The sequence below is a fragment of the Streptomyces sp. NPDC042201 genome (genome assembly GCF_055582185.1).
Genome location: NZ_JBVJDS010000003.1, coordinates 772,306 through 796,821 on the forward strand (window position 1 = coordinate 772,306; position 24,516 = coordinate 796,821).

A 24,516-nucleotide genomic window follows, 5' to 3' on the forward strand; every position below is an offset into this window, starting at 1 on the left:
CCGGCAGGGAGGCAGCCCGTGGCGACGACCACTACCGAATCGACTGCAGCACGCACCGGAGTCTGGTTCGTCGGAGCCCGTGGCTCCGTCGCCACGACTGCCGTCGCGGGATGCGCGGCGGTCACCGCCGGGCTCCACCCCGCGACGGGCATGGTCACCGAGACCCCGCCCTTCGCGGGGACGGGCCTCCCCGCCCTCTCCTCACTGGTCTTCGGCGGACATGACACGGCGAGCTGTCCGCTGCCCAAACGGGCCGAGGCGCTGACCGCGGCGGGCGTACTGCCGCACGGTCTGCCCTCCGCGCTCCATGCCGAACTGACCGCCGCCGACCAGGAGATCAGAGCCGGCGGACCCCACCCCGGCGACACCAGGAGCGACGAGGAACTCATCGCCGCCTTCGCCGCCGACATCACGGACTTCGCGCGGCGCACCGGCGTCGCCCGGACGGTCGTCGTCAATGTCTCCTCCACGGAGGCCGAGCCCGCGCCGGACGATCCACGGCTGCCCGCCAGCTCGCTGTACGCGGCGGCCGCCGTCCAGGCCGGCTGCTCGTACGTCAACTTCACCCCGTCCACCGGGCTGCGCACCGCGGCCCTCACGGCCGCCGCCGAGGCCGGCGGCCTTCCCCACGCCGGCCGCGACGGCAAGACAGGCCAGACGCTGCTCCGTTCCGTGCTCGCCCCGATGTTCGTCCAGCGGGCCCTGACCGTACGGGCCTGGTCGGGCACGAACCTGCTGGGCGGCGGGGACGGAGCGGCGCTGGCCGACCCGGCCGCGGCGGCGGCCAAGAACGCGGGCAAGGAACGCGTCCTCGCCGACACGCTGGGCGCGGCCCCCGAGGGCGAGGTCCATATCGACGACGTCCCGGCGCTCGGCGACTGGAAGACCGCGTGGGACCACATCGCCTTCGACGGCTTCCTCGGCTCCCGGATGATCCTCCAGACCATCTGGCAGGGCTGCGACTCGGCGCTCGCCGCGCCGCTGGTGCTCGACCTGGCCCGGCTGGTGGCCCGCGCGCACGAGGCGGGGCTCAGCGGGCCGCTGCCCGAGCTGGGCTTCTACTTCAAGGATCCGGACGGCGGCCCCGCCGCCCTCGCCGAACAGTTCGAGGCACTGCTCACCTTCGCCGAGCGGCTGAGGGAGACGCGGTGAGCCTGCGCGCCTGGGCCGAACTGCTGAGGGTGTCCGCCCTGTTCACGGTCCCGGGCGACGCCCTGGCCGGCGCGGCCGCCCTCGGCGTACGTCCCCACCGCGGCACCGCGCTCGCCGTGGGCGCCTCGCTCTGCCTGTACGAGGCGGGCATGGCGCTCAACGACTGGGCGGACCGCGAGGAGGACGCGCGCGACCGCCCCCACCGTCCGATCCCCTCGGGCCGGATCTCCCCGGCGGCGGCGCTCGCGGCGGCGGGCGCCCTGACCGGGGCGGGCCTGGCGCTGTCGGCCGGCGCGGGCCGCCCGGCCCTCGCGGTGAGCACGGCGCTGGCGGCCAGCGTCTGGGCGTACGACATCCGGCTGAAGCACACCCCGGCCGGGCCCGTCGCGATGGGCGCGGCCAGGGCCCTGGACCTGCTGCTCGGCGCGACGGCGACGGCGGGCGCGCTGCGCGGCGCGCGAGCCGCCCTGCCGTCCGCCGCGCTCCTCGGAGCGCACACCGTCGCGGTCACCACCGTCTCGCGCCGTGAGGCGCAGGGCGGTTCGACGGCCGCGCCGCTCGCCGCGCTCGCGGCCACCGCGGTCCTGGGCGTCCTGGCGGGCCGCCGCCGTAAGGCCGCGCCGCGACCGGCCGGCGCGGCCGCCCGACCATCGGCCCCGGTCTCCTTCGGTCCGCGCCACGTCTCCCCGGCCGCCGCGCGGCCGGCCGTCCTCGCGCCCGTCCTCGCGGGCGCGCTCGCCGCCGTCTACGCGGGCACCGCAGGACGGCCCCTCCTGCACGCCGCGCTCAACCCCTCCCCGCCCCTCACCCAGCGCGCCGTCGGCGGCGGGATCCGGGCCATGATCCCGCTCCAGGCCGCGCTCGCCGCGCGCGGCGGGGCGGCCGGTGTCGCGGCCGGCGTCATGGCGCTCGTGCCGCTCGCCCGCGCACTCGCACGGAAAGTGAGCCCCACATGAGTCTGCGTTTCGGTTACGGCACCAACGGGCTCACCGACCTGCGGCTCGACGACGCCCTCGCGCTGCTCGCCGATCTCGGGTACGACGGGGTCGGGCTGACGCTCGACCACATGCATCTCGACCCGATGGCCCCCGAACTCGCCGCCCGCACCCAGCGGGTCGCCCGGCGGCTGGCCGAGCTGGGGCTCGGCGTCACCGTCGAGACCGGGGCCCGCTACGTACTCGACCCGCGCCGCAAGCACGGTCCTTCCCTGCTCGACCCGGACCCCGAAGGGCGGGCGGCCCGTACGCGACTGCTGATCACCGCCGTCCAGGTCGCCGCGGACCTCGGCGCCCACGCCGTGCACTGCTTCAGCGGGATCACCCCCGCGGGCACCGAAACGGACACCGCCTGGAAGCGGCTCGAAGAGGCGATGGGACCGGTCCTCGACGCCGCGGAGGCCGCCGACATCCCGCTCGCCGTCGAGCCGGAGCCCGGCCATCTCGTCTCGGACCTCGCCGGCTTCCACCAGCTCAGGCACCGCCTCGGCGACCCGGACCTGCTCGGCCTCACGCTCGACATCGGCCACTGCCAGTGCCTGGAACCCGCCTCGCCCGCCGACTGCGTGCGCGAGGCCGCGCCCTGGCTGCGGCACGTACAGATCGAGGACATGCGGCGCGGTGTCCACGAGCATCTCCCGTTCGGGGACGGCGAGATCGACTTCCCGCCCGTGCTCGACGCGCTCGCCGCCACCGGCTACGAGGGCCTGACCGTCGTCGAACTGCCCCGCCACTCCCACGCCGGGCCCGAACTGGCCCGCACCTCCCTGGACTTCCTGCGTACGAAGGGAGCATCGGCATGACACCCACCCGCGAGGAGCTGTCCCCCCGGCTCGACGCGGCCGCCGCGTCCTGGCTCGACGAGGCCCTCGCCGAGGCGGCGACGGCCCGGGACGCGGTCCCCGCCGCCGCCGACAACGTTGCCGCCGCCTGGGAGCTGCGCTTCGCCGCCGCAGGACGCCACTGCGGACGGTCCGGCGACACGGTCGACTCCGTACGCACGCTGCTCCTTCAGGAAGCCCGCGCCGACCTCGCCACGCTCACCCGGCTCTACCACCAGGGCGCCGCCGCCGAGCGCCGCGCCGTCCTGCTCGCCCTGCCGGACCGCGTCGAAGGGCCCGGCGCGCTGCCCCTGACCGAGGACGCGCTGCGGACCAACGACACCCGGCTGGTCGCCGCCGCCGTCGGCCCGTACGCCGCCGCCCACCTCGACCCCCACGCCTGGCGGCACGCCATCCTCAAATGCCTGTTCACGGGTGTGGACCTCGACGCCGTCGACGGCCTGGACAGACGTGCCCACGGAGACGCCGAACTGGCCAGGATGCTCGCCGACTTCGCGGCCGAGCGCACCGCCGCGGGCCGCTCCGTACCCGCCGACCTGCACCGCGCACTGAACCTGACCGGCGAGGAGTCCTGATGCGCATCTTCGACCCCCACATCCATATGACCTCCCGCACCACGGACGACTACCAGGCGATGTACGCCTCCGGTGTGCGCGCCCTGGTCGAGCCGTCCTTCTGGCTCGGCCAGCCCCGTACGTCGCCCGCCAGCTTCTTCGACTACTTCGACGCGCTCCTCGGCTGGGAGCCGTTCCGCGCGGCCCAGTACGGCATCGCCCATCACTGCACGCTCGCCCTCAACCCCAAAGAGGCGAACGACCCGCGCTGCACCCCCGTCCTGGACGCCCTGCCGCGCTATCTCGTCAAGGATTCCGTCGTCGCCGTCGGCGAGATCGGCTACGACTCCATGACCCCGGCCGAGGACTTCGCGCTCTCCGCGCAGCTCCAGCTCGCCGCCGACCACGGCCTGCCCGCGCTCGTCCACACCCCGCACCGGGACAAGCTGTCGGGCCTGCGCCGCACCATCGACGTCATCCGTGAATCCGCCCTCGCCCCCGACCGGGTGCTGCTCGACCACCTCAACGAGACGACGGTCAAGGACGCGGCGGAGAGCGGCAGTTGGCTCGGCTTCTCCATCTACCCCGACACCAAGATGGACGAGGACCGCATGGTCGCCGTCCTCAAGTCCCACGGCACCGAGAAGGTGCTCGTCAACTCGGCCGCCGACTGGGGCAAGAGCGACCCCCTGAAGACCCGCAAAGTCGCCGACGCGATGCTCGCCGCCGGCTTCAGCGAGGACGACGTCGACCTGGTCCTGTGGCGCAACCCCGTCGCCTTCTACGGCCTCAGCGGCAGACTCCAGCTCGACGTCCCCGCCCCGGAGGCCCTCCACGAGGGCAACTCCATCCTCCGCGGCGGGGAGTGAGGCCATGCGCTTCCGCCACCCCGACGGCTCCACCGTCCACCTCTCGTACTGCACCAATGTCCACCCCGCCGAGACCCTCGACGGCGTCCTCGCCCAACTGCGCGACCACTGCGAACCGGTACGCAAACGGCTCGGCAGGGACCGTCTCGGCATCGGCCTCTGGCTTGCCAAGGACGCCGCCCAGGCCCTGATCAACGATCCCTCGGTGCTGCGTGGCCTGCGCGCCGAACTCGACCGGCGCGGGCTCGAGGTCGTCACGCTCAACGGCTTCCCGTACGAGGGCTTCGGCGCCGAAGAGGTCAAGTACCGCGTCTACAAACCGGACTGGGCCGATCCCGAGAGGCTCGCCCACACCAGCGACCTGGCCAGGCTGCTGGCCGCGCTGCTGCCCGACGATGTCACGGAAGGCTCGGTCTCCACCCTCCCGCTCGCCTGGCGCACCCCGTTCGACGACGCCGCGGCCCGCGCCGCCCACACCGCGCTGACCACGCTGGCGAAGCGGCTCGACGCGCTGGAGGAGCTGACCGGCAAGTCCATCCGGATCGCGCTGGAACCGGAGCCGGGCTGCACGGTCGAGACCACCGCCGACGCGATCGGCCCGCTCACCGACATCGCCAGCGGCCGGATCGGCATCTGTATCGACACCTGCCATCTCGCGACGTCCTTCGAGGACCCGGCCACCGCCCTGGACGCGCTGCACGCCGCGCGCATCTCCATTCCCAAGGCCCAGCTCTCCGCGGCCCTGCACGCCGAGCAGCCGCATCTGCCGGAGGTACGGGAAGCTCTCGGCGCCTTCGCCGAGCCCCGCTTCCTCCACCAGACCCGCACCCGCACCGCCGCCGGGCTGCACGGCACCGACGACCTCGACGAGGCCCTCAACGGCGGGGCGCTGCCCGACGGCGCCCCCTGGCGCGCGCACTTCCACGTCCCGCTGCACGCCCCGCCCGCCCCGCCGCTCGCCTCCACCCTCCCCGTACTCCAGGACGCGCTGACCCGGCTCGTCGGCGGCGCGCAGCCGCGCACCCGCCATCTGGAAGTCGAGACCTACACCTGGCAGGCGCTCCCGCCGGAGCTGCGTCCCCGCTCGCGCGGACAGCTCGCCGACGGGATCGCCGCCGAACTCACCCTGGCCCGCGACCTCCTGGTCGACCTCGGCCTGAAGGAGCTGCCATGACCGAGAGCCCGACCCCGCTCCTCGTCCTCGATGTCGTCGGCCTGACCCCCCAGCTGCTCCACCACATGCCCCACCTCAAGAAGCTGGCCGGCGCCGGATCCCAGGCCCCGCTGACCACGGTGCTGCCCGCCGTCACCTGTAGCGCGCAGTCCACCTTCCTCACCGGGACGCTCCCGGCTGAGCACGGCATCGTCGGCAACGGCTGGTACTTCCGCGAGCTGGGCGACGTACTCCTCTGGCGCCAGCACAACGGGCTGGTCTCCGGCGACAAGCTGTGGGACGCCGCCCGCCGCGCCCACCCCGGCTATACCGTCGCCAACATCTGCTGGTGGTACGCGATGGGCGCGGACACCGACTTCACCGTCACGCCCCGTCCCGTCTACTACGCCGACGGCCGCAAGGAACCCGACTGCTACACCCGTCCGCCGGCGCTGCACGACGAACTCACCGAGAAGCTCGGCACGTTCCCCCTCTTCCACTTCTGGGGCCCGGGCGCCGACATCGTCTCCTCGCAGTGGATCGTGGACGCCACCCGCCACATCATCGCCACCCGCCGGCCCGACCTGGCCCTGTGCTACCTCCCGCATCTCGACTACGACCTCCAGCGCTACGGCCCCGACGACCCCAGGTCCCACCAGGCGGCCGCCGATCTCGACGCGGCCATGGCCCCGCTGCTGGACGACGCCAGGGCCGAGGGCCGTACCGTCGTCGCGCTGTCCGAGTACGGCATCACCCGGGTCTCGCGGCCGGTCGACATCAACCGGGCGCTGCGCCGGGCCGGGCTGCTGGAGGTGCACACCCAGGACGGCATGGAGTATCTCGACCCGATGGCCTCCCGTGCCTTCGCCGTCTCCGACCACCAGCTCGCCCATGTCTACGTGCGCCGTCCCGAGGACCTCGACGCCACCCGCGAGGCTCTCCGGGATCTCCCCGGCATCGACGAGATCCTGGACGACGAGGGCAAGAAGAGCCACGGCCTTGACCACCCCCGCTCGGGCGAGCTGGTGGCCATCGCCGAACCGGACGCGTGGTTCACGTACTACTACTGGCTCGACGACGACCGGGCACCCGACTTCGCCCAGCTGGTCGAGATCCACCGCAAGCCGGGCTACGACCCCGTCGAGCTGTTCATGGACCCCCTCGATCCGTACGTACGCCTCAAGGCGGCCAAGGCGATAGCCCGCAAGAAGCTCGGCATGCGCTACCGCCTCGCGGTCGTCCCCCTCGACCCCTCACCCATTCGCGGCAGCCACGGCCGCCTTCCGCAGAGCGACGACGAAGGTCCGCTCATCCTGTGCTCCACCCCCCGTGCCGTCAGCGGCCGTGTCGCGGCCACTGATGTGAAGTCCCTGCTCCTCCAGCTTGCCGGACTGCACTGACAAGCAAGCACTGACAAGCAAGCACCGCCCAGCACAGACACAAAGGAGTTCCGCAATGAGCCGCAAGAAGTCAGCCGACCCCGAGCTCGCGCAGAAGCTCAGCAGACGCGGCATGCTCGGTGTCGCCGCGGGCGCCACCGCCGCCGCCGTCCTGGGTGCCTCGGCCACCCCCGCCGCCGCCCACGGCAAGGGACACGGGCACGACCACGGCCACGGCAAGGGACAGCCGGTCCTGCCCCCCGGGCGTCTCGGCATCCAGCTCTACTCCTTGCGTGACAAGGTGTCCTCGATCGGCTTCGCCAAGGTCTTCGACGAGCTGGAGCGCTTCGGCTACGACGAGATCGAGTACGCCGGCTACACCCAGGGCACCGGAGAGATCACCCTGGCCCAGCTCAAGAAGCTGGCCAGGGACCACGGCCTCAAGGGCATCGGCAGCCATGTCAACTACGCCGATGACAACAACCCGGACGCCTACAGCTTCGCCCAGAACCTCGACAAGGTCCTGGACGACGCCCAGGCCCTCGGTCTCGAGCACATCGGGACGGCCTCGGGGCCGTTCCGCTACGGCTCCACCGTCGACGCCTGGAAGCGGGCGGCCGAGGACTTCAACACCTACGGCGCGGCGGCCAGGCGGCGCGGCATGAAGTTCTACCAGCACAACCACGCGGAGGAGTTCTCCTTCGCCACCGACCAGCCGAACGTCCGTCTCTACGACGTCCTGCTGGCCGAGACCGACCCCGATCTGGTCTTCCTGGAGATGGACATCTACTGGGCGTTCGCCGGCCAGTTCCGCTTCAGCAAGACCGTCGAGGGCAAGCCCGCACCCTTCGACCCGCTGCGCTACGTACTCAAGCAGCCCCACCGCTACCCGCTCTTCCACGTCAAGGACGGCATCGAGGACATCACCGCCCGCGACGGCTACCGGATGGTGGACGTCGGCGACGGTGACATCGACTACCAGCGCTTCATCTCGGCCGTGAACAAGACCCATGGCGGCCGCCGTGACCACCACTGGCAGGTGGAGCACGACCAGCCGGTGGACTCGATCGCCTTCGCCCGCAAGTCGTCGGCGCACCTGCACTCGCTGCGCGAGAAGCGGTAGCCACCGCCCCACCCGCACACGGGGGACGGCCCTCCCCGCGGCTCTGTCCGAGCCGTGGGGAGGGCCGTCCTTCTGTGCGGGGCCGGGTGCCGGGTCAGGCGGCGTCCCGGCCGATCGGGTTCGGATTCGGTTCGATCTTCTTGGCGTCCGGCCGTCCCGGCGCCTTCAGGAACAGCGCCAGCACCGCCGAGGCGAGTCCGATGCATCCCGCGATGACGAACGCGCCCTCGTAACCCCAGGCGCCCACCACCACGGCTCCCATGCCGGAGCCGACCAGGCCCGATATGAGCTTGGAGCTGTAGACCATGCCGTAGTTGGAAGCGTTGTTGTTCTCCCCGAAGTAGTCCGCGGTCATCGCCGCGAACAGCGGGAAGATCGCGCCCCCGCCGAAGCCGGAGACCATCGAGCAGAAGAGGAAGAACGGCATGCTGCCCATGGACCCGGAGACCAGCACGCCGAACTGAGCGCTGCCCAGGACCAGACAGACGAAGATCAGCGTGTTACGGCGTCCGTACCGGTCGGAGATCCAGCCGATGACCCCGCGCCCCGTACCGTTCACGATCGCCTTCAGCGACATCGCGGTGGCCACGATCCCGCCCGCGAACCCCATGTCCTTTCCGAAGGGCACCTGGAACGCGATTCCGAAAATATTGATTCCGGCCGTGCAGAGCAGGCAGAACCACATCATCCACAGCACCGGTGTGCGTGCCGCTTCCTTGGGTGAGTACTGCTTCACCGCCGGCGGGTTCTTCGCCAGCGCCCGCCGGATCCTCGGGTCCTCCGAGGTCTTGAGCGGGTCGGCGCCCGTCGGCCACCAGTACTTCGGCGGGTCCTTGAAGAACCAGCCGGCGACCGCGACGACGAGGCAGCAGATCACGCCGACGAGCACCAGCACGGTCTGGTAGTTGCTCAGGTCCATGTACGAGGTGAAGAGGAAGACGAAGGGCACGGAACCGTAGGCGAAACCGCCGTTGACGAGGCCGGTCTTGCCTCCCTTGCGTTCCGGATACCACTTGCCGACCATATTCACGCAGGTGGCGTAGACCAGACCGGCGCCGATACCGCTGAACATTCCGAAGCCGATGTACGCCACGATCACATGCGGCGCGTAGGCCAGGGAGACATAGCCGAGCAACGTACCGAGCGCGCCGAGCATCATGGCGTAGCGAGCGGGCAATTTGCCGCTCTCACGCAGCTGCCCGGCGGGGAAGGCGACGGCCGCCTGGAAGAAGATCCAGACGCCCATCAGCCAGAAGATGTGCCCGCTGTTCCAGAGATGGGCCTCGTGCAGAGTGTCCTCCGCCGAGGTGAACGCGTACTCCGACGAACTGATGCCGAGCATGCCCATCCAGGGGAAGAGCACCATCGTCCATCGCGGCCGGCCCATGATGTCCCGGTCGGTCTCACCGATCCGGTACACGCGGCCGTTGCGGTCCGTCACCTCCTTGAAGGGGACGGAGCTGGTGATGTGAGTCGTTGTCATAGGTGTCGCACCCCTTGCATCGAAAGAGCTGGCCAGCGCCCCCTGTCCAAAACCTTTCGTGCTCGCCCGGGCGGGTCAGGTCATTGATCGCCTCCCAACCGCCCGGCCGGTGCCGTGTGCTGACGAGGCGTCACAGCAGCCCCGCCGCCCGTGCCCAGCGATATTTCGCACCGAGCACCTCGACCGGCCTCTCGGTGGTGTACGGGTAGGCCACGACGCCGTGCTCGAAGAGGTACTGGCACGCCTCCTCGACCTCGACATCGCCCGCGAGGGAGGCCACGACGGGCTTCTGGATGCCCCGCGCCCGGAACTCCGCGACGACCCGCGCCGTCAGTTCGGCGAAGACCATCGGCGGGGTGACGATCGTGTGCCAGTAGCCCAGGACCAGCGAGTGGATCCGCGGGTCCTCCAGGCCGAGCCTGATCGTCGCCTCGTAGGTGGACGGAGGCTCGCCGCCGGTGATGTCCACCGGGTTGCCGGCCGCTCCGAAGGGCGGGATGAACTTCCGGAACGCCTCGTCCAGATCCGGCGGTATCTCCATCAGCGACAGACCGTTGTCGACGATGGCGTCCGAGAGCAGGACCCCCGAGCCGCCCGCGCCCGTGATGATCACGACGTTGTCGCCCTGCGGAGTGGGGAGCACCGGCAGCGCCCGCGCGTACTCCAGCATCTCGTTGAGACCCGGCGCCCGGATGACACCGGCCTGCCGCAGGATGTCGTCGTACACCGCGTCGTCACCGGCGAGCGCGCCGGTGTGCGAGCCCGCCGCCTTCGCGCCGGCCGCCGTACGCCCGGCCTTCAGGACCACCACCGGCTTCTTCGGCACGGTCGCGCGGGCCGCCTCCACGAAGGCCCGGCCGTCCTTCAGGTCCTCCAGGTGCATCGCGATGCACTCGGTGTTCGGGTCCTCGCCGAACCAGGTCAGCAGATCGTCCTCGTCGAGGTCCGACTTGTTGCCGAGGCCCACGATGGCCGAGACACCCGTCTTGGTGCTCCTGGCGAAGCCCAGGATCGCCATGCCGATGCCGCCGGACTGCGAGGTCAGCGCCACGCCGCCCTTGACGTCGTACGGGGTGCAGAAGGTGGCACAGAGGTCCTGCCAGGTGGAGTAGTAGCCGTAGATGTTCGGCCCCAGCAGCCGTACGCCGTACTCCTCGGCGATTGCCACGATCCGCGCCTGGAGTTCGTGCTCACCGGTCTCGGCGAAGCCGGACGGGATCAGAACGGCGTTCGGTATGCCCTTGCGGCCGACCTCTTCCAACGCCGCGGCGACGAACTTCGCGGGAATCGCGAAGACCGCCACATCGGGCTCGCCAGGAACATCCATCACGCTCTTGTATGCCTTACGGCCGAGTATGTCATCGGCCTTGGGGTTCACCGGATGAATATCGCCCGGAAAACCTCCGTCGATCAGGTTCCGCATGACCGAATTCCCGATCTTGCCCTGCTCGTTAGAGGCGCCGATCACGGCCACCGAACGCGGCTTCATCAGCCGCCGCATCGAGACGAGGATCTCCTCGCGCGTGTATCTCCGCCGCTCGGCCGGCACCTCGGTGGTCAGCAGGATCCGCACATCGGCGGCCATCACCCCGCTCTCCGAGGCGAACACCGGATTGAGGTCGACCTCGGCGATCTCCGGGAAGTCGGCCGCGAGCCGGGACACCTTGACCACCAGCTCGGCCAGCGCGTCCCGGTCGACGGCCGCGCCGCCCCGGACGCCGCGCAGGATCTCCGCGGCGCGGATCCCGTCGAGCATCGACAGCGCGTCGTCCTTGGACGCCGGGGCGAGCCGGAAGGTGACGTCCTTGAGGACCTCCACCAGCACGCCGCCGAGGCCGAAGGCCACGATCTTGCCGAAGGTCGGGTCCGTGACCGTACCGATGAGCACCTCGGTACCGGCCGGCACCATCTGCTGCACCTGGACGCCGAGGATCCGCGCGTCCGGGTCGTACGCCTTGGCGTTGGTGACGATCGAGGTGAACGCCCCCCGTACCTCGGCGGCCGACGTCAGCCCGATCCGTACGCCGCCCGCGTCCGTCTTGTGCAGGATCTCGGGCGAGACGATCTTCATCGCGACCGGGAAACCGATCCGGTCGGCGAGCGCCACGGCGGCGTCGGCGTTCTCGGCGAGAGCCTCGGCCGGGGTGGGGATGCCGTAGGCGTCCGTGACGGCCTTGCCCTCGGGCGCGGTCAGGGACGTACGCCCCTGGGCGAGCGCGGCGTCCAGGACGGCGCGTACGGCCGCGTGATTCGGTTCTGTGGTGTCCACTGCTAGATGACTCCGTTCGTCTTGAGCAGGCGCAGTTCCTCGGCGCCCAGACCCAGCTCGCCGATGTACACCTCTTCGTTGTGTTCGCCGAGCAGCGGTGAAGTGACCACGTCCACGGGGGAGTCGGAGAGTTTCAGTGGGCTGCCGACCGTGGTGAACGAGCCGCGCTCGGGGTGGGGGACCTGGACGACCATCTCGTTCGCCGCCAGCGACGCGTCCTCGATGATCTCCTTGGTGGAGAGGATCGGACCGCACGGGATGTTGTGGGCGTTGAGCTTCTCCAGCACCTCCCACTTGGGAAGGGTGGCCGTCCACTCCTCGATGAGCTGGAACATCTTGCCCAGCTTGGGCAGCCGGGCCTCCGGGCTCGCCCACTCCGGGTCCTCCGCCAGCTCGGGCCGGCCGATCAGCTCGGTGACCGGGCGCCAGCCCACGGGCTGCACGATCACATAGACGTAGTCGTTCGGACCGCCGGGCGCGCACTTCACGGCCCAGCCCGGCTGCCCGCCGCCGCTCGCGTTGCCGCTGCGCGGCACCTCGTCGCCGAAGTCGTCGTTCGGGTACTCGGCGAGCGGACCGTGGGCCAGACGCTGCTGGTCGCGCAGTTTCACCCGGCACAGATTGAGCACCGCGTGCTGCATCGCGACATTGACCCGCTGGCCGCGGCCGGTGCTCTCACGCTGGTAGAGCGCGGCGAGAATGCCGGCGACGGCGTGGATGCCGGTGCCGGAGTCGCCGATCTGCGCCCCGGTGGCGAGCGGCGGCCCGTCCTCGAAGCCGGTCGAGGTCATCGAGCCGCCCATGGCCTGGGCGACGACCTCGTACGCCTTGAAATTGGTGTACGGGCCCTCGCCGAAGCCCTTGATGGAGGCGTAGACGATCTGCGGGTTGATCTCCTGGATGCGCTCCCAGGTGAAACCCATCCGGTCCACGGCGCCGGGGCCGAAGTTCTCCACCATGACGTCCGAGCGGCGGATGAGTTCCGTGAGGATCTCCTTGCCGCGCTCCGACTTGGTGTTGAGGGTGATGGACCGCTTGTTGCAGTTGAGCATCGTGAAGTACAGCGAGTCGACATCGGGGAGGTCGCGGAGCTGCTTGCGGGTGATGTCGCCGGTCGGTGCCTCCAGCTTCACCACGTCCGCGCCGAGCCAGCCGAGCAACTGCGTTGCCGAGGGCCCCGACTGAACATGCGTCATGTCGAGGACCCGGACGCCGGTGAGCGCTTTCGTTCCTTGCGGGGTCTCAAGAGCCTGCGTCATGGGAGGGCTCCTTCACTTGTACATGGTCTGGTTCATGGTTCCGGGGGCGTACGCGTCGGGGTCGACCCAGACGTTGATCAGCGACGGCAGACCCGACTCACGGGCCCGCTGGAGGGCGGGCGCGATGTCGGCGGGGTCGCGGACCTCCTCGCCGTAACCGCCCAGCATCTGGGCGAACTTGTCGTAGTGGACATCGCCGAGGGTGTTGCCGACGCGCTCGCGCTCGTCGCCGTACTTGGCCTTCTGGCCGTAACGGATCTGGTTCATCGAGGAGTTGTTGCCGACGATGCCGACGAACGGCAGGTTGTAGCGGACCAGCGTCTCGAAGTCCCAGCCGGTCAGGGAGAACGCACCGTCGCCGAAGAGCGCGACGACCTCCTTGTCGGGCCGCGCCTGCTTGGCGGCGAGGACGAACGGGACGCCGACACCGAGGGTGCCCAGCGGACCCGGGTCCATCCAGTGGCCCGGCGACTTGGGCTGGACGACCTGGCCGGAGAAGGTGACGATGTCGCCGCCGTCGCCGATGTAGATCGAGTCCTCGGTGAGGAATTCGTTGATCTCGCTGACCAGCCGGTAGGGGTGGATGGGGGAGGAGTCCGACTTCAGCTGCGGCAGCCGCTTCTCGATCGCCGTCTGCTCGGCGGCGCGCAGCTCGTCCAGCCAGGCCTTGCGCCGGACCGATCCGCCGTTGACACGGCCGCTCGCGGCCTGGGTGACCGATGCGAGGACGAGCCCCGCGTCGCCCACGATGCCCAGGTCGATGTCCCGGTTCTTGCCGACCGTGCGGTAGTCGAGATCGATCTGGACGACCGTCGCGTTCGGCGAGAGACGCTTTCCGTACCCCATCCGGAAGTCGAAGGGGGTACCGACGATGACGATGAGGTCGGCGTTGGAGAAGGCGTAGCGCCGGGACAGCTGGAAGTGGTGCGGATCGCCCGGCGCCAGCGTGCCGCGTCCCGCCCCGTTCATGTACGCGGGGACGTTCAGCGTCCGCACCAGCTCGATCGCGGAGTCGGTCCCCCGTGTCGTCCAGACCTGGCTGCCGAGCAGGATGGCCGGCTTATCGGCCTGGACGAGGAGGTCGGCGAGCTTCTCGATGGCTTCGGGGTCACCGGCCGAGCGGGTCGAGGCCCGGTAGCGCCCGGACTCGGGGATCCGGGCCTTCTCCACCGGCACCTTGGCGTCCAGCACATCGCGCGGGATCTCCAGGAAGGACGGGCCGGGAGCGCCGTGATAGCACTCGCGGAACGCCATCGACACCATGTCGGCCGCGCGCGCCGTGTCCGGCACGGTCGCGGCGAACTTGGTGATCGGGGTCATCATGTCGACGTGCGGCAGGTCCTGGAGTGAACCCATCTTGTGCTGGGTGAGGGCGCCTTGGCCGCCGATGAGCAGCATCGGGGACTCGGCGCGGAAGGCGTTGGCGACACCGGTGACGGCGTCGGTGGTGCCCGGACCCGCGGTGACCACCGCGCAGCCCGGCTTTCCGGTGATACGGGCGTAGCCGTCCGCGGCGTGCGCGGCTACCTGCTCATGACGTACGTCGACGACTTCGATGCCTTCGTCGACGCAGCCGTCGTAGATGTCGATGATGTGGCCGCCGCAGAGGGTGTAAATGACCTCTACGCCCTCTGCTTTGAGGGCCTTGGCGACCAGATGACCACCGGAGATGAGTTCCTGGCTGTCGTCGGGCATGAGGTAGTCCCTGTCCCTTCGTAGGGGAGGGCCTGCGCCCTCCCGGTACATTGCATACAGTCGACGAATACTGTATGAAACTTGTTATCCCGCATCCAGCGGATGGTGTCCAGGGGGCGTGCGGCACTTTCGTCAAAAGGGAGCCGGTATGGATCTGTACGAGCACCAAGCACGAGAACTCTTCGCGGACCACGGCATCGCGGTGCCGGAGGCCGAGGTGGTGGAGCTGGCCAGGGAGGCCAAACTCGCCGCCGAACGGCTCGGCGGCCGCGTGGTCGTCAAGGCTCAGGTGAAGACCGGAGGCCGGGGCAAGGCGGGCGGGGTGAAGCTCGCCGCCGACCCGGCGGCAGCCGAACTGACCGCCCGTCAGATGCTCGGCATGGATATCAAGGGCCACACAGTCAGGAAGGTGATGCTCGCCCGACCAGTGGATATCGAGGCCGAGTTCTACGTCTCGTACGTCCTCGACCGCGCGGCCGGGACCTTCCTCGCCATCGCCTCCGCCGAGGGCGGCATGGACATCGAGGAGGTCGCGGCCAGCCGCCCGGAGGCGGTCGCCCGGATCCCCGTCGACCCGGCGGAAGGGGTCACGGAAGCCAAGGCCGCCGAGATCGCGGCGGCCGCCGGACTACCGCCCGCCACCGTGCCCGTACTCCGGGCGCTCTGGCAGGTGCTGGTCCGCGAGGACGCTCTGCTGGTCGAAGTGAACCCTTTGGTACGCACTCCAGATGGGCTGATTCTCGCCCTCGACGGCAAGGTCACCCTTGACGACAACGCCCGCTTCAGGCAAGTGCGGTGGGGCGACGGCGAGCACGACCCGAACGGCGACCCGCTGGAGGCCGCGGCCGCCGCCAAGGGACTCAACTACGTCAAGCTCGACGGCGAGGTCGGCATCATCGGCAACGGCGCCGGCCTCGTCATGTCCACCCTCGACGTGGTCGCCGGCTGCGGCGCCCGCCCCGCCAACTTCCTCGACATCGGGGGAGGGGCGTCCGCCCAGGTGATGGCGGACGGTCTGTCCGTCATCCTCTCCGACCCGGCCGTGAACTCCGTCTTCGTCAATGTCTTCGGCGGCATCACGGCCTGCGACGCCGTCGCCGAAGGCATCGTCCAGGCGCTGGAATCGGTACGGCTGACCAAACCGCTCGTGGTACGCCTCGACGGCAACAGCGCCGCCCGCGGCCGCGCGATCCTCGCGGACCGCGCGCATCCGCTCGTACAGCAGGTCACCACGATGGACGGGGCGGCCCGGGAGGCCGCCGTACTGGCGAACGCCGGATAAGGAGAAGGACACCATGGCCATCTTCCTGACCAAGGAGAGCAAGGTCCTCGTCCAGGGCATGACCGGCGGCGAGGGCATGAAGCACACCCGGCGGATGCTCGCCGCCGGCACCGACATCGTCGGCGGCGTCAACCCGCGCAAGGCGGGCCGCAGCGTCGACTTCGACGACCGTGCCGTGCCCGTCTTCGGCTCCGTCCGCGAGGGCATGGCGGCGACCGGCGCCGATGTCACCGTCGTCTTCGTACCGCCGCCGTTCGCCAAGGCGGCCGTCATCGAGGCGGCGGACGCCGGGATCGGGCTCGCCGTCGTCATCACCGAGGGCATCCCCGTCCATGACGCCGTCGTCTTCCACGCGTACGCCAGGGAGCGCGGCACCCGTATCGTCGGCCCCAACTGCCCCGGACTGATCAGCCCCGGGCAGTCCAACGCCGGCATCATCCCGGCGGACATCGCCTCCAAGCCCGGCCGGATCGGCCTCGTCTCCAAGTCCGGCACCCTCACCTACCAGCTCATGTACGAGCTGAGGGAGATCGGCTTCTCCTCGGCGGTCGGCATCGGCGGCGACCCCGTCGTGGGCACCACCCACATCGACTGCCTGGCCGCGTTCGAGGACGACCCGGACACGGAGCTGATCGTGCTCATCGGAGAGATCGGCGGCGACGCGGAGGAACGCGCCGCGGCCTATGTCGCCGGGCATGTGACCAAACCCGTGATCGGCTACATCGCCGGATTCACCGCGCCCGAGGGCAAGACCATGGGGCACGCGGGCGCGATCGTCTCCGGCTCCTCCGGCACCGCGGAGGCCAAGAAGAAAGCCCTGGAGGCGGCCGGCGTACGGGTCGGCTCGACCCCCTCGGAGACCGCGCGGCTGGTGCTGGACCGCCTCGCGGCGTCGCGTGACGTCACTCATACTTGATGGCGAGTGCGTGCCACCACCCACCCGGCTCACTACCGTCCAGTAACAGCGATACGCCGCGGCGGCCACACCTCTGTGTGCTGCCGCCGCGGCGGCAGCCGAGCCATGCACCTCCCGCCTCCTCAGAGCGGAGACCCTCAATGGCACCCACCCTCACTCACCACCTCACTCTCAAACCCGGCACGGCCTGGTCCGACGCGTGGCAGCGCTGTCTCGCCGTCGCCCCGGAGGCCTTCCACGACGACCGGGTGCGCAACCTCTGGGCGTCGCGATGGCAGTCCGACGGCCGCGCCCTGTCCGCCACCAGTCCGGTCGACGGCAGCCCCATCGCGGGGCCGCCCCGGCTGGACGGCGCCACCGCCCAGCAGGCGGTGCGCGCCTGCCTGGACGAGCACCGCGCCTGGCGACACGTACCTCTGGCGGAACGCAAGGCGCGCGTAACGGCCACGCTCGACGCGCTCGCCGAACACCGAGAGCTGCTCGCCCTTCTCCTCGTCTGGGAGATCGGCAAACCGTGGCGGCTTGCCCAGGCCGACGTCGACCGTGCGATCGACGGCGTGCGCTGGTACGTCGACGGCGTCGAACCGATGCTGGAGGGCCGGACCCCGCTGCCGGGACCGGTCTCCAACATCGCCAGCTGGAACTACCCGATGTCGGTCCTGGTCCACGCCATGCTCGTCCAGGCGCTGGCCGGCAACGCGGTGATCGCCAAGGCCCCGACCGACGGGGGAGTGGCCTGTCTGACCCTGGCCTGCGCGCTCGCCGTCCGCGAGGGCATCCCCGTCACCCTGGTCAGCGGCAGCGGCGGCGAACTCTCCGAGGCGCTCGTCCGCTCGCCGGAGATCGGCTGCGTCTCCTTCGTCGGGGGCCGGGACACCGGCGCCGGCATCGCCACGGCAGTCGCCGACCTGGGTAAACGCCATATCCTCGAACAGGAGGGACTCAACACCTGGGGCGTCTGGAACTACAGCGACTGGCCCGCGCTCACCGCCGTCATCCCCAAGCTGTTCGACTACGGGAAGCAGCGCTGTACGGCGTACCCGCGCTTCGTCGTCCAGCGCTCGCTCTTCGCGGACTTCCTCGCGGCGTATCTCCCCGCCGTACGCTCCATCCGGCTCGGCCATCCCTTGGCGGTCCAGCTGCCCGAGGACCCGCTGCCCGAACTGGACTTCGGACCGCTCATCAACGCGGCCAAGGCCAAGGAGCTCGACGACCAGGTGTCCGAGGCGATCGACCGCGGCGCGGTCCCGCTGCACCAGGGCACGCTGGCCGACGGCCTCTTCCTCCCCGGCCAGGACACGAGCGCCTACCTGCCGCCCGTCACCCTGCTGGCCCCGCCCCCGTCCTCCCCACTGCACCACGCGGAACCCTTCGGCCCGGTCGACACGATCGTCCTGGTCGATACGGAGGCGGAACTGCTGGCCGCGATGAACGCCTCGAACGGCGCCCTCGTCGCGACCCTGTCCACCGACGACCCGGCGACGTACGCCCGGCTCTCCCCCCAGATCCGCGCCTTCAAGGTCGGCCACGGAAAGCCCCGCTCGCGCGGCGACCGTGACGAGCTCTTCGGCGGCTTCGGCCACTCCTGGCGAGGCGCGTTTGTGGGCGGCGAGCTCCTCGTACGAGCCGTGACGGACGGCCCCCCGGGGGAGCGCCCGCCGGGCAACTTCCCCGATTACCACCTGATGCCGTAGGACGCCCGTTTGCCGGAGGGCCACCGCGTCGAGCCCGGACTCGCCGCGGTGGCCCTCCCGACACCCACACCGAGCGGCTACGGATCGCTGACCACCGGATATACGGGTGAGGACCGCCCCCATCCCCTGGTATCGTTGTCCATGTCGCCGCGGCCGAACACTGCGGTACGACCACTCGTCCGGGTGGCGGAATGGCAGACGCGCTAGCTTGAGGTGCTAGTGCCCTTTATCGGGCGTGGGGGTTCAAGTCCCCCCTCGGACACCAACGATTTCCCTACGGGGAGATACGGCAGTGATCAGGTCCGGACAGAGGTTCGCCTCTATCCGGACCTGCTGCTTTCCGGGGTCATACGTGCCTTGTAGGCCGAGGGCCCGGTAACGTCGGCTTTCTCCTGCGGTGGCGCTGTGGATCGCGTTCGCGATATCACCGAGACCTGTGACGAGTGCTTTGATGTCCCGCTTCGATGAGGCCGCTCGCCGGGGCAGAGCACGCAGCCGTCCCTGGGCTTTGACCTTTCGCCGGGTTCGTGCGCACACTGCGGCAGGCCCGCGACATTCTCGACAACCCCGCTCTGGCCGTCAACGACAACCCGAATTCCCTGCTGATGTGCGTCTACAACCGCGACCGGGCGTTGTGCCACCGCGCGGATACCGCCGACAGCCCGAGCCTTCACCGCTGTCAGCCGTCCTGCGCGAACATCGCCCGTACCGACCAGCACGCACAGCAACTTCGGCAACGTGCGGCCGTGCTGGAGCGTCAAGCGGACTCTCTGAGGCGGCACCGGGGCCTCTTGCCGAGCGGCTGTACAGGAGTTCCACACGCCTGCGTTCTCAGGCCGACGCCCACACCCGGGATCGCGTCACCTGCTGCGGGAGCGCCTGATGAGCCCGGCTACCGACGAACGCGCACGGATTCGCTCAGCCATGGATCGGGTCCTCAGCGGCGTCTCCGACCACGCCGATGGAGCGTGGACGATCGTCGCCCTGGCCGCCGAAGCCGGCGTCCCGCGCAATGCCCTCACCCAGCGACACCCCGACCTCAGAAACGAGTTCTACGACAGAGTCCGCGCACGCGGCCAGACCCCGGACCACGAGAAGCGGCTCTGAAGGCAGATCACGAAACTCAAGGAACTCCGAGCTGCGGACGCAGTTCAGATCCGCCTACTGACAGCATACGTCGAAGCACTCGTCGCATCCCAGCTGGAAAACAGCAGGCTGCGCACCCAGCTCGCGAACTCCGAAATCAGACTCCTGAGGTCAGCGCACCCGGACAAGGCCCTGCCACGGATCCGCTGACCGGGCGACACCGCCCGCTGCCTACTCACGGACGCTGTGGCGGGAGCGGGCGAGAGCCCGCCGGCCAAGGGCCATGGCGATCAGTCCCACGATCAGGGCCACGATGGCTCCGCCCAGCCCGTTGCCGGTGCCGAGAGAGCCGTCGGAGGTTGCTACCACCAGCCCGCCGAGGGCCATGGCGATGAGCCCCGCCGCTAGGGCCGTGTTGGCTCCGAGTCGCCCGTTGTCGGTTCCGAAACGACCGGTAGGGCGGGCCAGAGCCAGTCCGGCGATGACCACGCCGATCAGTCCTAGCACGGCGGCGGTGGTGGCCCCGAGCCGCCCGGCGCTCATGGTGTAAATACTGGCGGCGGATGGCTGAGCAGAGACGTGCGCGGCAGCCGCCGGTGCGGCCAGCACGAACACCCCGAGCAGGGCGGCTCCGGCCGCGGCAAGCGGCAGCCGGACTGACCTCAGGGCTCCTGATGAGCTCATGTCCCTCTCCTCATTCGTGCGTCTCGACTCCCGGGTTGGGATGTCACCTGATCCTGGCCGCCGGACCCATCGCCAGTCGTCTTGCAGACGGAGGCATTTCGCGCTGCCGCAGGTGGCGCATCCGGTTGCTGCGAATGACGCAGGCACGGGGAAGGTACTGCGGGTGCGGTAGGTGGCCGCTCGTCCGCGGGCGGGACTCGCCCGCAGTGGCCTCCGGCTAGGGTCCACGTATGACCACAGGGCGGTTCGGTGTTCGGGCCGATGTAAGGGACTGGGCGATCGCCGTTGGTGTGGCGGCGACGCTGGTGGTTACTGGGCTGTCCGAGCAGCACTCCGCCACGGGGCTTGACCTGCTCGGCTACGTGCTGTTGGCGGTCGGCGGCCTGGCGCTGACTGTGCGCCGCCGGGCTCCGGTTCAGGTTCTGGCCGTCACCGGGTTGTGCGCGCTGGGCTACCAGGCGGCGGGTTTCGATGTGCCGGCCGTTGCCTACCTGTTCGCGGTGTACGGCGCGATGCGCGCGGGACACCACGTCATCTCGGTGGCCGCGTCCGTGACCCTGCTGGCTACTCTCCCGCTCGCGGCCCTGGTCTCCCTGCACGATACGAGCGAGGCGTTCGTGCGGGCCCGAGGCGCCCTGGAGATTGCCTGGCTAATCGCGGCCGGTGCTGCGGGGGAAGCGCTGCGGCAGGCCGAGCGGCGGGCGGACGAGGCCGAGCGCACCCGGGAGGAGACCGCACGGCGTCGCGCCGATGAGGAGCGGCTGCACATCGCGCGGGAGCTGCACGATTCGCTCACCCACCAGATCTCGGTCATCAAGGTGCAGGCCGAAGCCGCCGTGCACGTGGCCCGCAAGCGTGGCGAAGAGGTACCGAAGGCATTGCTGGCGATTCGGGAGGCTGGTCGTGAGGCGTCCCGGGAGTTGCGGGCGACCCTGGAGGTGCTGCGCGACGACGACAGGACCCCGCCGCAGGGGCTCGACCACGTCCCGGACTTGGTGGAACGGTCCCGTACGACAGGCCTGGCCGCGACGCTGACGATCGACGGACAACGACACGAGGTGTCGGCCGCGGTGGACCGGACTGCCTACCGGATCGTGCAGGAGTCGCTCACCAACATCGCACGACACGCCGCCGCCACTACCGCATCGGTCCACATCGGCTACCGTCCCAACGCCCTGACCATACGAGTCGATGACGACGGCAAGGCCACCCCGGACACCACCCCAAATCCCGGTATCGGGCTGCTCGGCATGCGCGAACGCGTCACTGCCCTCGGCGGTCGCCTGCACGCGGAACCGCGTGGCGAGGGCGGCTTCACCGTCCGCGCTGAACTCCCCGTGGACGGAACATCATGATCCGGGTCCTGCTGGTCGACGACCAGGCGCTCCTGCGCAGCGGGTTCCGTGCGCTCCTCGACCTTGAGGACGACATCGAGGTGGTGGCCGAGGCCGCCGACGGGAAAGAGGGCCTGGCCCTCGCCAGAGAACACCTGCCCGACGTCGCGCTCATCGACATCCAGATGCCGGTTATCGACGGCATCGAGGCGACCCGGCTCATCGCCGCGGACCCGGCCTTGGCGAAGGTGCACGTCGTCATCCTGACCAACTACGGCTTGGACGAATACGTGTTCGACGCGCTGCGCGCCGGCGCTGCCGGGTTCCTCGTCAAGGACATCGTGCCGGAGGACTTCCTGCACGCCGTACGCGTCGCCGCGCGCGGCGACGCCCTGCTCGCACCGTCGATCACCCGAAAGCTGATCAACCGGTACGTCGCCCAGCCGCTCCACACCGGCGCCGCCACGGAACTGGAAGGGCTGACCAGCCGCGAACGCGAGGCCGTCGCCCTGGTCGCGCACGGCCTGTCCAACGACCAGGTCGCCGAGCGCATGGTGATCAGCCCACTGACCGCAAAAACCCACATCAACCGGGCCATGGCCAAGCTCCACGCCCGTGACCGAGCCCAACTCGTCGTCCTTGGCTACGAATCCGGCCTGGTCACCCCACGCAACCGCTGATACCGACGGCCCGCGGCCGCCGCTCGACTCCGCCGTGATCCGCCCGGATTCCACCCGCAGCCGCTCGGCCCGATTCCGGGCCTTGGCTTCCAACAGGCCCAGCACCGAAGCCATCGAATCGGAGGGCGCGGTCGGCGCCGCGACGGAGTCAAGCCGCCAGGTCCGTGCCCGGGGAGCGGCGCAGGCTCGGAAAACCGACGGTTCAGTGGCGGGAGCTGGTGGCCCTGGCCTTGCGCAGTCCGTAGAGGGCAGCTCCGAGAGTGAGGACCGCGGTGCCGGGGAGGACGGTGCTCAGGGGTAGAGCGATAGCGAGGGCACGCGCAGCCGGCCAGGCCGATGACGGGCACGAGGCGGTTGGGTCGGCCTTCTTGCGGGGCGAGGGCGAGGGCGAGGGCGGAGGCGTTGATGGCGATGGCGTAGTAGGCCAGGACGCCGAAGGAGGAGAAGCCGATCGCGCCGCGTACGTCGGTGGTCGCGGCGAGCTGGGCGACAATGGCGCCGATGGCCAGTTCGGCGCGGTGCGGGACGCCGAAGCGGGGGTGGACGGCGGCCAGGGCGTGGGGCAGGTGCCGGTCGCGGGCCATGGCCAGGGTGGTGCGGGAGAACCCGAGGATCAGCGCGAGCAGTGAGCCCAGAGCGGCGACGGCACCGCCCACGCGGACGGCGGGCAACAGCAGTCGGTGAAGGCGGCGCGGGCGGTCTGGGCCGGGTGCAGGTCCTCGGCGGTCTTCCACAGGTACTCGAGCACGTGCACGAAGTCGACGATGACGTCGATGTCCACGCCGCGGGCCGCGGCTTCCTTCCCGATGCAATCCAGTTGGTGGTTGGCGCCGTCGACCAGCACGATCCAGCGGCGCCGACGCTCGGGGTCGCGTTCCTCAGCCTGGTCGAACAGCGCGGTGACCATGGCGGCGGTGGAGTGCTCCAGGGAGGCGTCCAGCAGACGATCGCGATGCGCACCCAGCAGGGCGGCGCCCGAGAGGCGGCGGCGTGGCCGTGCCAAGGCGGTCAATGACGCGGTGGCGGTCCGGCGACCCCACGGTCACCGGGTTTATCGACCGGTTGCGGGCAGCGAGCGCCGAGTTCCGCCGGCTCTGGGCCGAGCACGAGGTGGCGGTCCGCCGCGCCGACCGCAAGACCCTGCTGCACCCGCGGGTGGGCCGCCTGCTGATGGACTGCGAGACCCTGGTCACTCCCGACCAGGGCCAGCTGCTGCTGGTGCTCACCCCGGTGGATGCCGAGACCCGCGAGCGGCTGGAACTGCTGCGCGTACTCGGCAGCCAGGAATTTCCCACAGGGGCGACGGGTACGCCGACACGGTGAAGCAGCCGCCCCGCAGAGCGCCGGCCGGGTACGCCCCGCCCCGCCGCGTCCGTTGGTATCCGATCGCCCTCAGGCGCGCAGGGCGGCGTCGAGATCGCGAATGAACTCTCCTACGCGCCCGCCTCCGGGAGGTGCGGCGGGAAAACGGCTGAGCACCGCGGTGACCGCTGCCGGTGCGTGATGACGCGCCCATTCAAGGGTTTCCGCAGCGACACGCTGGTCTTCTCCGGCTGCCAGCTCTTCCGCTCGTGCCGCATGGGCTGCCGCTCCGAGAATGTGTTTCACCTGATGAGCGCTTGCCTTGGGATGAAGGTACGCGGCGCCGGCCGCATGGCTCGCCGCTCGCGCCGCGTCGACCGCAGCGGGTACAGCGGCTTCTTGTGCCGCTCTGTACGCCGCCCAGCCGCTCTGCCGCAGAGCGGCTGTGCGCCGGCCGCCCCCGGCGAACGTGTCCGCCGCGTCGATGGCGTCGCGAGGGCGCGTGTCAGCAGGAAGATTCTGTTCGAAGATCGACAGTGCCCTGCGCGCACAATCAGCCGCGTAGCCCGCGATCTCACGAAGTTCGTGTTCGCTCAGCTCGATCTTGTCCGACTCGGTTGTCACGGCTCAATCCTGCCGCAGGTCATCAGTCGTCGCGGAGACCCGTCGGGAATCCCCATCGCCCTATTCCGCTTGGCGCTCGGCGCGCGGCCGACCGGACGAGCGGCCGGGTGATCTCGCGCTCGGCGCGGGGCCGGTGGCGGT

At 70.3% G+C, this 24,516-nt stretch carries 21 protein-coding genes, 1 tRNA gene and 2 pseudogenes; 16 read left to right on the plus strand and 8 right to left on the minus strand.

Annotated features, from left to right (window positions below; all coding sequences use genetic code 11):
- The first annotated feature begins 18 nt into the window (after positions 1–18).
- The 8 genes from ACZ6MZ_RS10845 to ACZ6MZ_RS10880 are packed head-to-tail and all read left to right on the plus strand — an operon-like array spanning position 19 to position 8,067.
- A complete protein-coding gene (locus ACZ6MZ_RS10845) occupies positions 19–1,152 on the plus strand; it encodes an inositol-3-phosphate synthase (RefSeq protein ID WP_389784945.1) in 1,134 nt (377 codons plus the stop codon).
- Positions 1,149–2,108, plus strand: a complete 960-nt coding sequence (locus ACZ6MZ_RS10850; protein ID WP_389784948.1) for an SCO3242 family prenyltransferase — start codon at positions 1,149–1,151, stop codon at positions 2,106–2,108. The genes ACZ6MZ_RS10845 and ACZ6MZ_RS10850 overlap by 4 nt, the downstream gene beginning before the upstream one ends.
- Complete coding sequence (locus ACZ6MZ_RS10855) at positions 2,105–2,950, plus strand: sugar phosphate isomerase/epimerase family protein (RefSeq protein ID WP_389784950.1); 846 nt, start codon at positions 2,105–2,107, stop codon at positions 2,948–2,950. Before ACZ6MZ_RS10850 ends, ACZ6MZ_RS10855 begins: the two co-directional genes overlap by 4 nt.
- On the plus strand, positions 2,947–3,564 hold the full coding sequence (locus ACZ6MZ_RS10860; protein ID WP_389784953.1) for an EboA domain-containing protein: 618 nt from the start codon (positions 2,947–2,949) through the stop codon (positions 3,562–3,564). Before ACZ6MZ_RS10855 ends, ACZ6MZ_RS10860 begins: the two co-directional genes overlap by 4 nt.
- Positions 3,564–4,412, plus strand: coding sequence for a TatD family hydrolase (locus tag ACZ6MZ_RS10865; RefSeq protein ID WP_384181434.1), 849 nt, complete (start codon positions 3,564–3,566; stop codon positions 4,410–4,412). Before ACZ6MZ_RS10860 ends, ACZ6MZ_RS10865 begins: the two co-directional genes overlap by 1 nt.
- 4 nt (positions 4,413–4,416) lie before the next feature.
- Positions 4,417–5,586 (plus strand): metabolite traffic protein EboE, encoded by a 1,170-nt coding sequence (gene eboE, locus ACZ6MZ_RS10870; RefSeq protein ID WP_389784954.1) that lies wholly within the window; start codon positions 4,417–4,419, stop codon positions 5,584–5,586.
- On the plus strand, positions 5,583–6,965 hold the full coding sequence (locus ACZ6MZ_RS10875) for an alkaline phosphatase family protein (protein ID WP_389784956.1): 1,383 nt from the start codon (positions 5,583–5,585) through the stop codon (positions 6,963–6,965). Before eboE ends, ACZ6MZ_RS10875 begins: the two co-directional genes overlap by 4 nt.
- 55 nt (positions 6,966–7,020) lie before the next feature.
- Complete coding sequence (locus ACZ6MZ_RS10880; protein WP_389784957.1) at positions 7,021–8,067, plus strand: sugar phosphate isomerase/epimerase family protein; 1,047 nt, start codon at positions 7,021–7,023, stop codon at positions 8,065–8,067.
- A 94-nt stretch (positions 8,068–8,161) separates the two neighbouring features.
- On the opposite strand, the gene ACZ6MZ_RS10885 is transcribed toward ACZ6MZ_RS10880, so the two are convergent.
- The 4 genes from ACZ6MZ_RS10885 to ACZ6MZ_RS10900 all read right to left on the minus strand — a co-directional run bounded on the left by ACZ6MZ_RS10885 (position 8,162) and on the right by ACZ6MZ_RS10900 (position 14,773).
- Positions 8,162–9,550 (minus strand): OFA family MFS transporter, encoded by a 1,389-nt coding sequence (locus tag ACZ6MZ_RS10885; RefSeq protein WP_384181442.1) that lies wholly within the window; start codon positions 9,548–9,550, stop codon positions 8,162–8,164.
- Positions 9,551–9,680: 130 nt separating this feature from the next.
- On the minus strand, positions 9,681–11,819 hold the full coding sequence (locus tag ACZ6MZ_RS10890; protein WP_389784959.1) for an acetate--CoA ligase family protein: 2,139 nt from the start codon (positions 11,817–11,819) through the stop codon (positions 9,681–9,683).
- 2 nt (positions 11,820–11,821) lie between these two features.
- Positions 11,822–13,078 carry a formyl-CoA transferase gene (gene frc, locus ACZ6MZ_RS10895; protein WP_384181446.1) on the minus strand — a complete coding sequence of 419 codons (1,257 nt, stop codon included), beginning with the start codon at positions 13,076–13,078 and terminating at the stop codon, positions 11,822–11,824.
- Positions 13,079–13,090: 12 nt separating this feature from the next.
- Positions 13,091–14,773 carry a thiamine pyrophosphate-binding protein gene (locus ACZ6MZ_RS10900; protein ID WP_384181448.1) on the minus strand — a complete coding sequence of 561 codons (1,683 nt, stop codon included), beginning with the start codon at positions 14,771–14,773 and terminating at the stop codon, positions 13,091–13,093.
- A 148-nt stretch (positions 14,774–14,921) separates the two neighbouring features.
- On the opposite strand from ACZ6MZ_RS10900, the gene sucC reads away from it, so the two are divergent.
- From sucC to ACZ6MZ_RS10925, 5 genes are all read left to right on the plus strand, one after another.
- Positions 14,922–16,055, plus strand: a complete 1,134-nt coding sequence (gene sucC / locus ACZ6MZ_RS10905; RefSeq protein WP_389784963.1) for an ADP-forming succinate--CoA ligase subunit beta — start codon at positions 14,922–14,924, stop codon at positions 16,053–16,055.
- Positions 16,056–16,068: 13 nt separating this feature from the next.
- A complete protein-coding gene (gene sucD, locus ACZ6MZ_RS10910; protein WP_384181452.1) occupies positions 16,069–16,971 on the plus strand; it encodes a succinate--CoA ligase subunit alpha in 903 nt (300 codons plus the stop codon).
- 140 nt (positions 16,972–17,111) lie between these two features.
- Positions 17,112–18,665 carry an aldehyde dehydrogenase family protein gene (locus ACZ6MZ_RS10915; RefSeq protein WP_389784964.1) on the plus strand — a complete coding sequence of 518 codons (1,554 nt, stop codon included), beginning with the start codon at positions 17,112–17,114 and terminating at the stop codon, positions 18,663–18,665.
- Positions 18,666–18,842: 177 nt separating this feature from the next.
- Positions 18,843–18,930 (plus strand) — tRNA-Leu (locus ACZ6MZ_RS10920).
- A gap of 659 nt (positions 18,931–19,589) precedes the next feature.
- The gene (locus ACZ6MZ_RS10925; protein WP_389784967.1) at positions 19,590–19,772 is read left to right on the plus strand and encodes a hypothetical protein; all 183 of its coding nucleotides are present in this window, start codon (positions 19,590–19,592) and stop codon (positions 19,770–19,772) included.
- Between the two features lie 210 nt (positions 19,773–19,982).
- Here ACZ6MZ_RS10925 and ACZ6MZ_RS10930 read toward each other — a convergent pair whose 3' ends face one another.
- The gene (locus ACZ6MZ_RS10930) at positions 19,983–20,435 is read right to left on the minus strand and encodes a DUF6223 family protein (RefSeq protein ID WP_389784969.1); all 453 of its coding nucleotides are present in this window, start codon (positions 20,433–20,435) and stop codon (positions 19,983–19,985) included.
- 230 nt (positions 20,436–20,665) lie between these two features.
- On the opposite strand from ACZ6MZ_RS10930, the gene ACZ6MZ_RS10935 reads away from it, so the two are divergent.
- A complete protein-coding gene (locus tag ACZ6MZ_RS10935; RefSeq protein WP_389784970.1) occupies positions 20,666–21,790 on the plus strand; it encodes a sensor histidine kinase in 1,125 nt (374 codons plus the stop codon).
- Positions 21,787–22,449 (plus strand): response regulator, encoded by a 663-nt coding sequence (locus ACZ6MZ_RS10940; protein WP_389784971.1) that lies wholly within the window; start codon positions 21,787–21,789, stop codon positions 22,447–22,449. The genes ACZ6MZ_RS10935 and ACZ6MZ_RS10940 overlap by 4 nt, the downstream gene beginning before the upstream one ends.
- A 202-nt stretch (positions 22,450–22,651) precedes the next feature.
- On the opposite strand, the pseudogene ACZ6MZ_RS10945 reads toward ACZ6MZ_RS10940, so the two are convergent.
- Positions 22,652–23,123, minus strand: a pseudogene (locus tag ACZ6MZ_RS10945) (amino acid permease); the annotation flags it as partial.
- Complete coding sequence (locus ACZ6MZ_RS10950; RefSeq protein ID WP_389784974.1) at positions 23,063–23,452, minus strand: hypothetical protein; 390 nt, start codon at positions 23,450–23,452, stop codon at positions 23,063–23,065. The pseudogene ACZ6MZ_RS10945 and the gene ACZ6MZ_RS10950, both read right to left, overlap by 61 nt.
- A gap of 20 nt (positions 23,453–23,472) precedes the next feature.
- Here ACZ6MZ_RS10950 and ACZ6MZ_RS10955 point away from each other — a divergent pair.
- Positions 23,473–23,772 (plus strand): annotated as a pseudogene (locus ACZ6MZ_RS10955) (MmyB family transcriptional regulator); the annotation flags it as partial.
- Between the two features lie 69 nt (positions 23,773–23,841).
- Here the strand turns inward: ACZ6MZ_RS10955 and ACZ6MZ_RS10960 are convergent.
- On the minus strand, positions 23,842–24,375 hold the full coding sequence (locus ACZ6MZ_RS10960) for a putative immunity protein (RefSeq protein WP_469351094.1): 534 nt from the start codon (positions 24,373–24,375) through the stop codon (positions 23,842–23,844).
- Positions 24,376–24,516 lie beyond the last annotated feature (141 nt).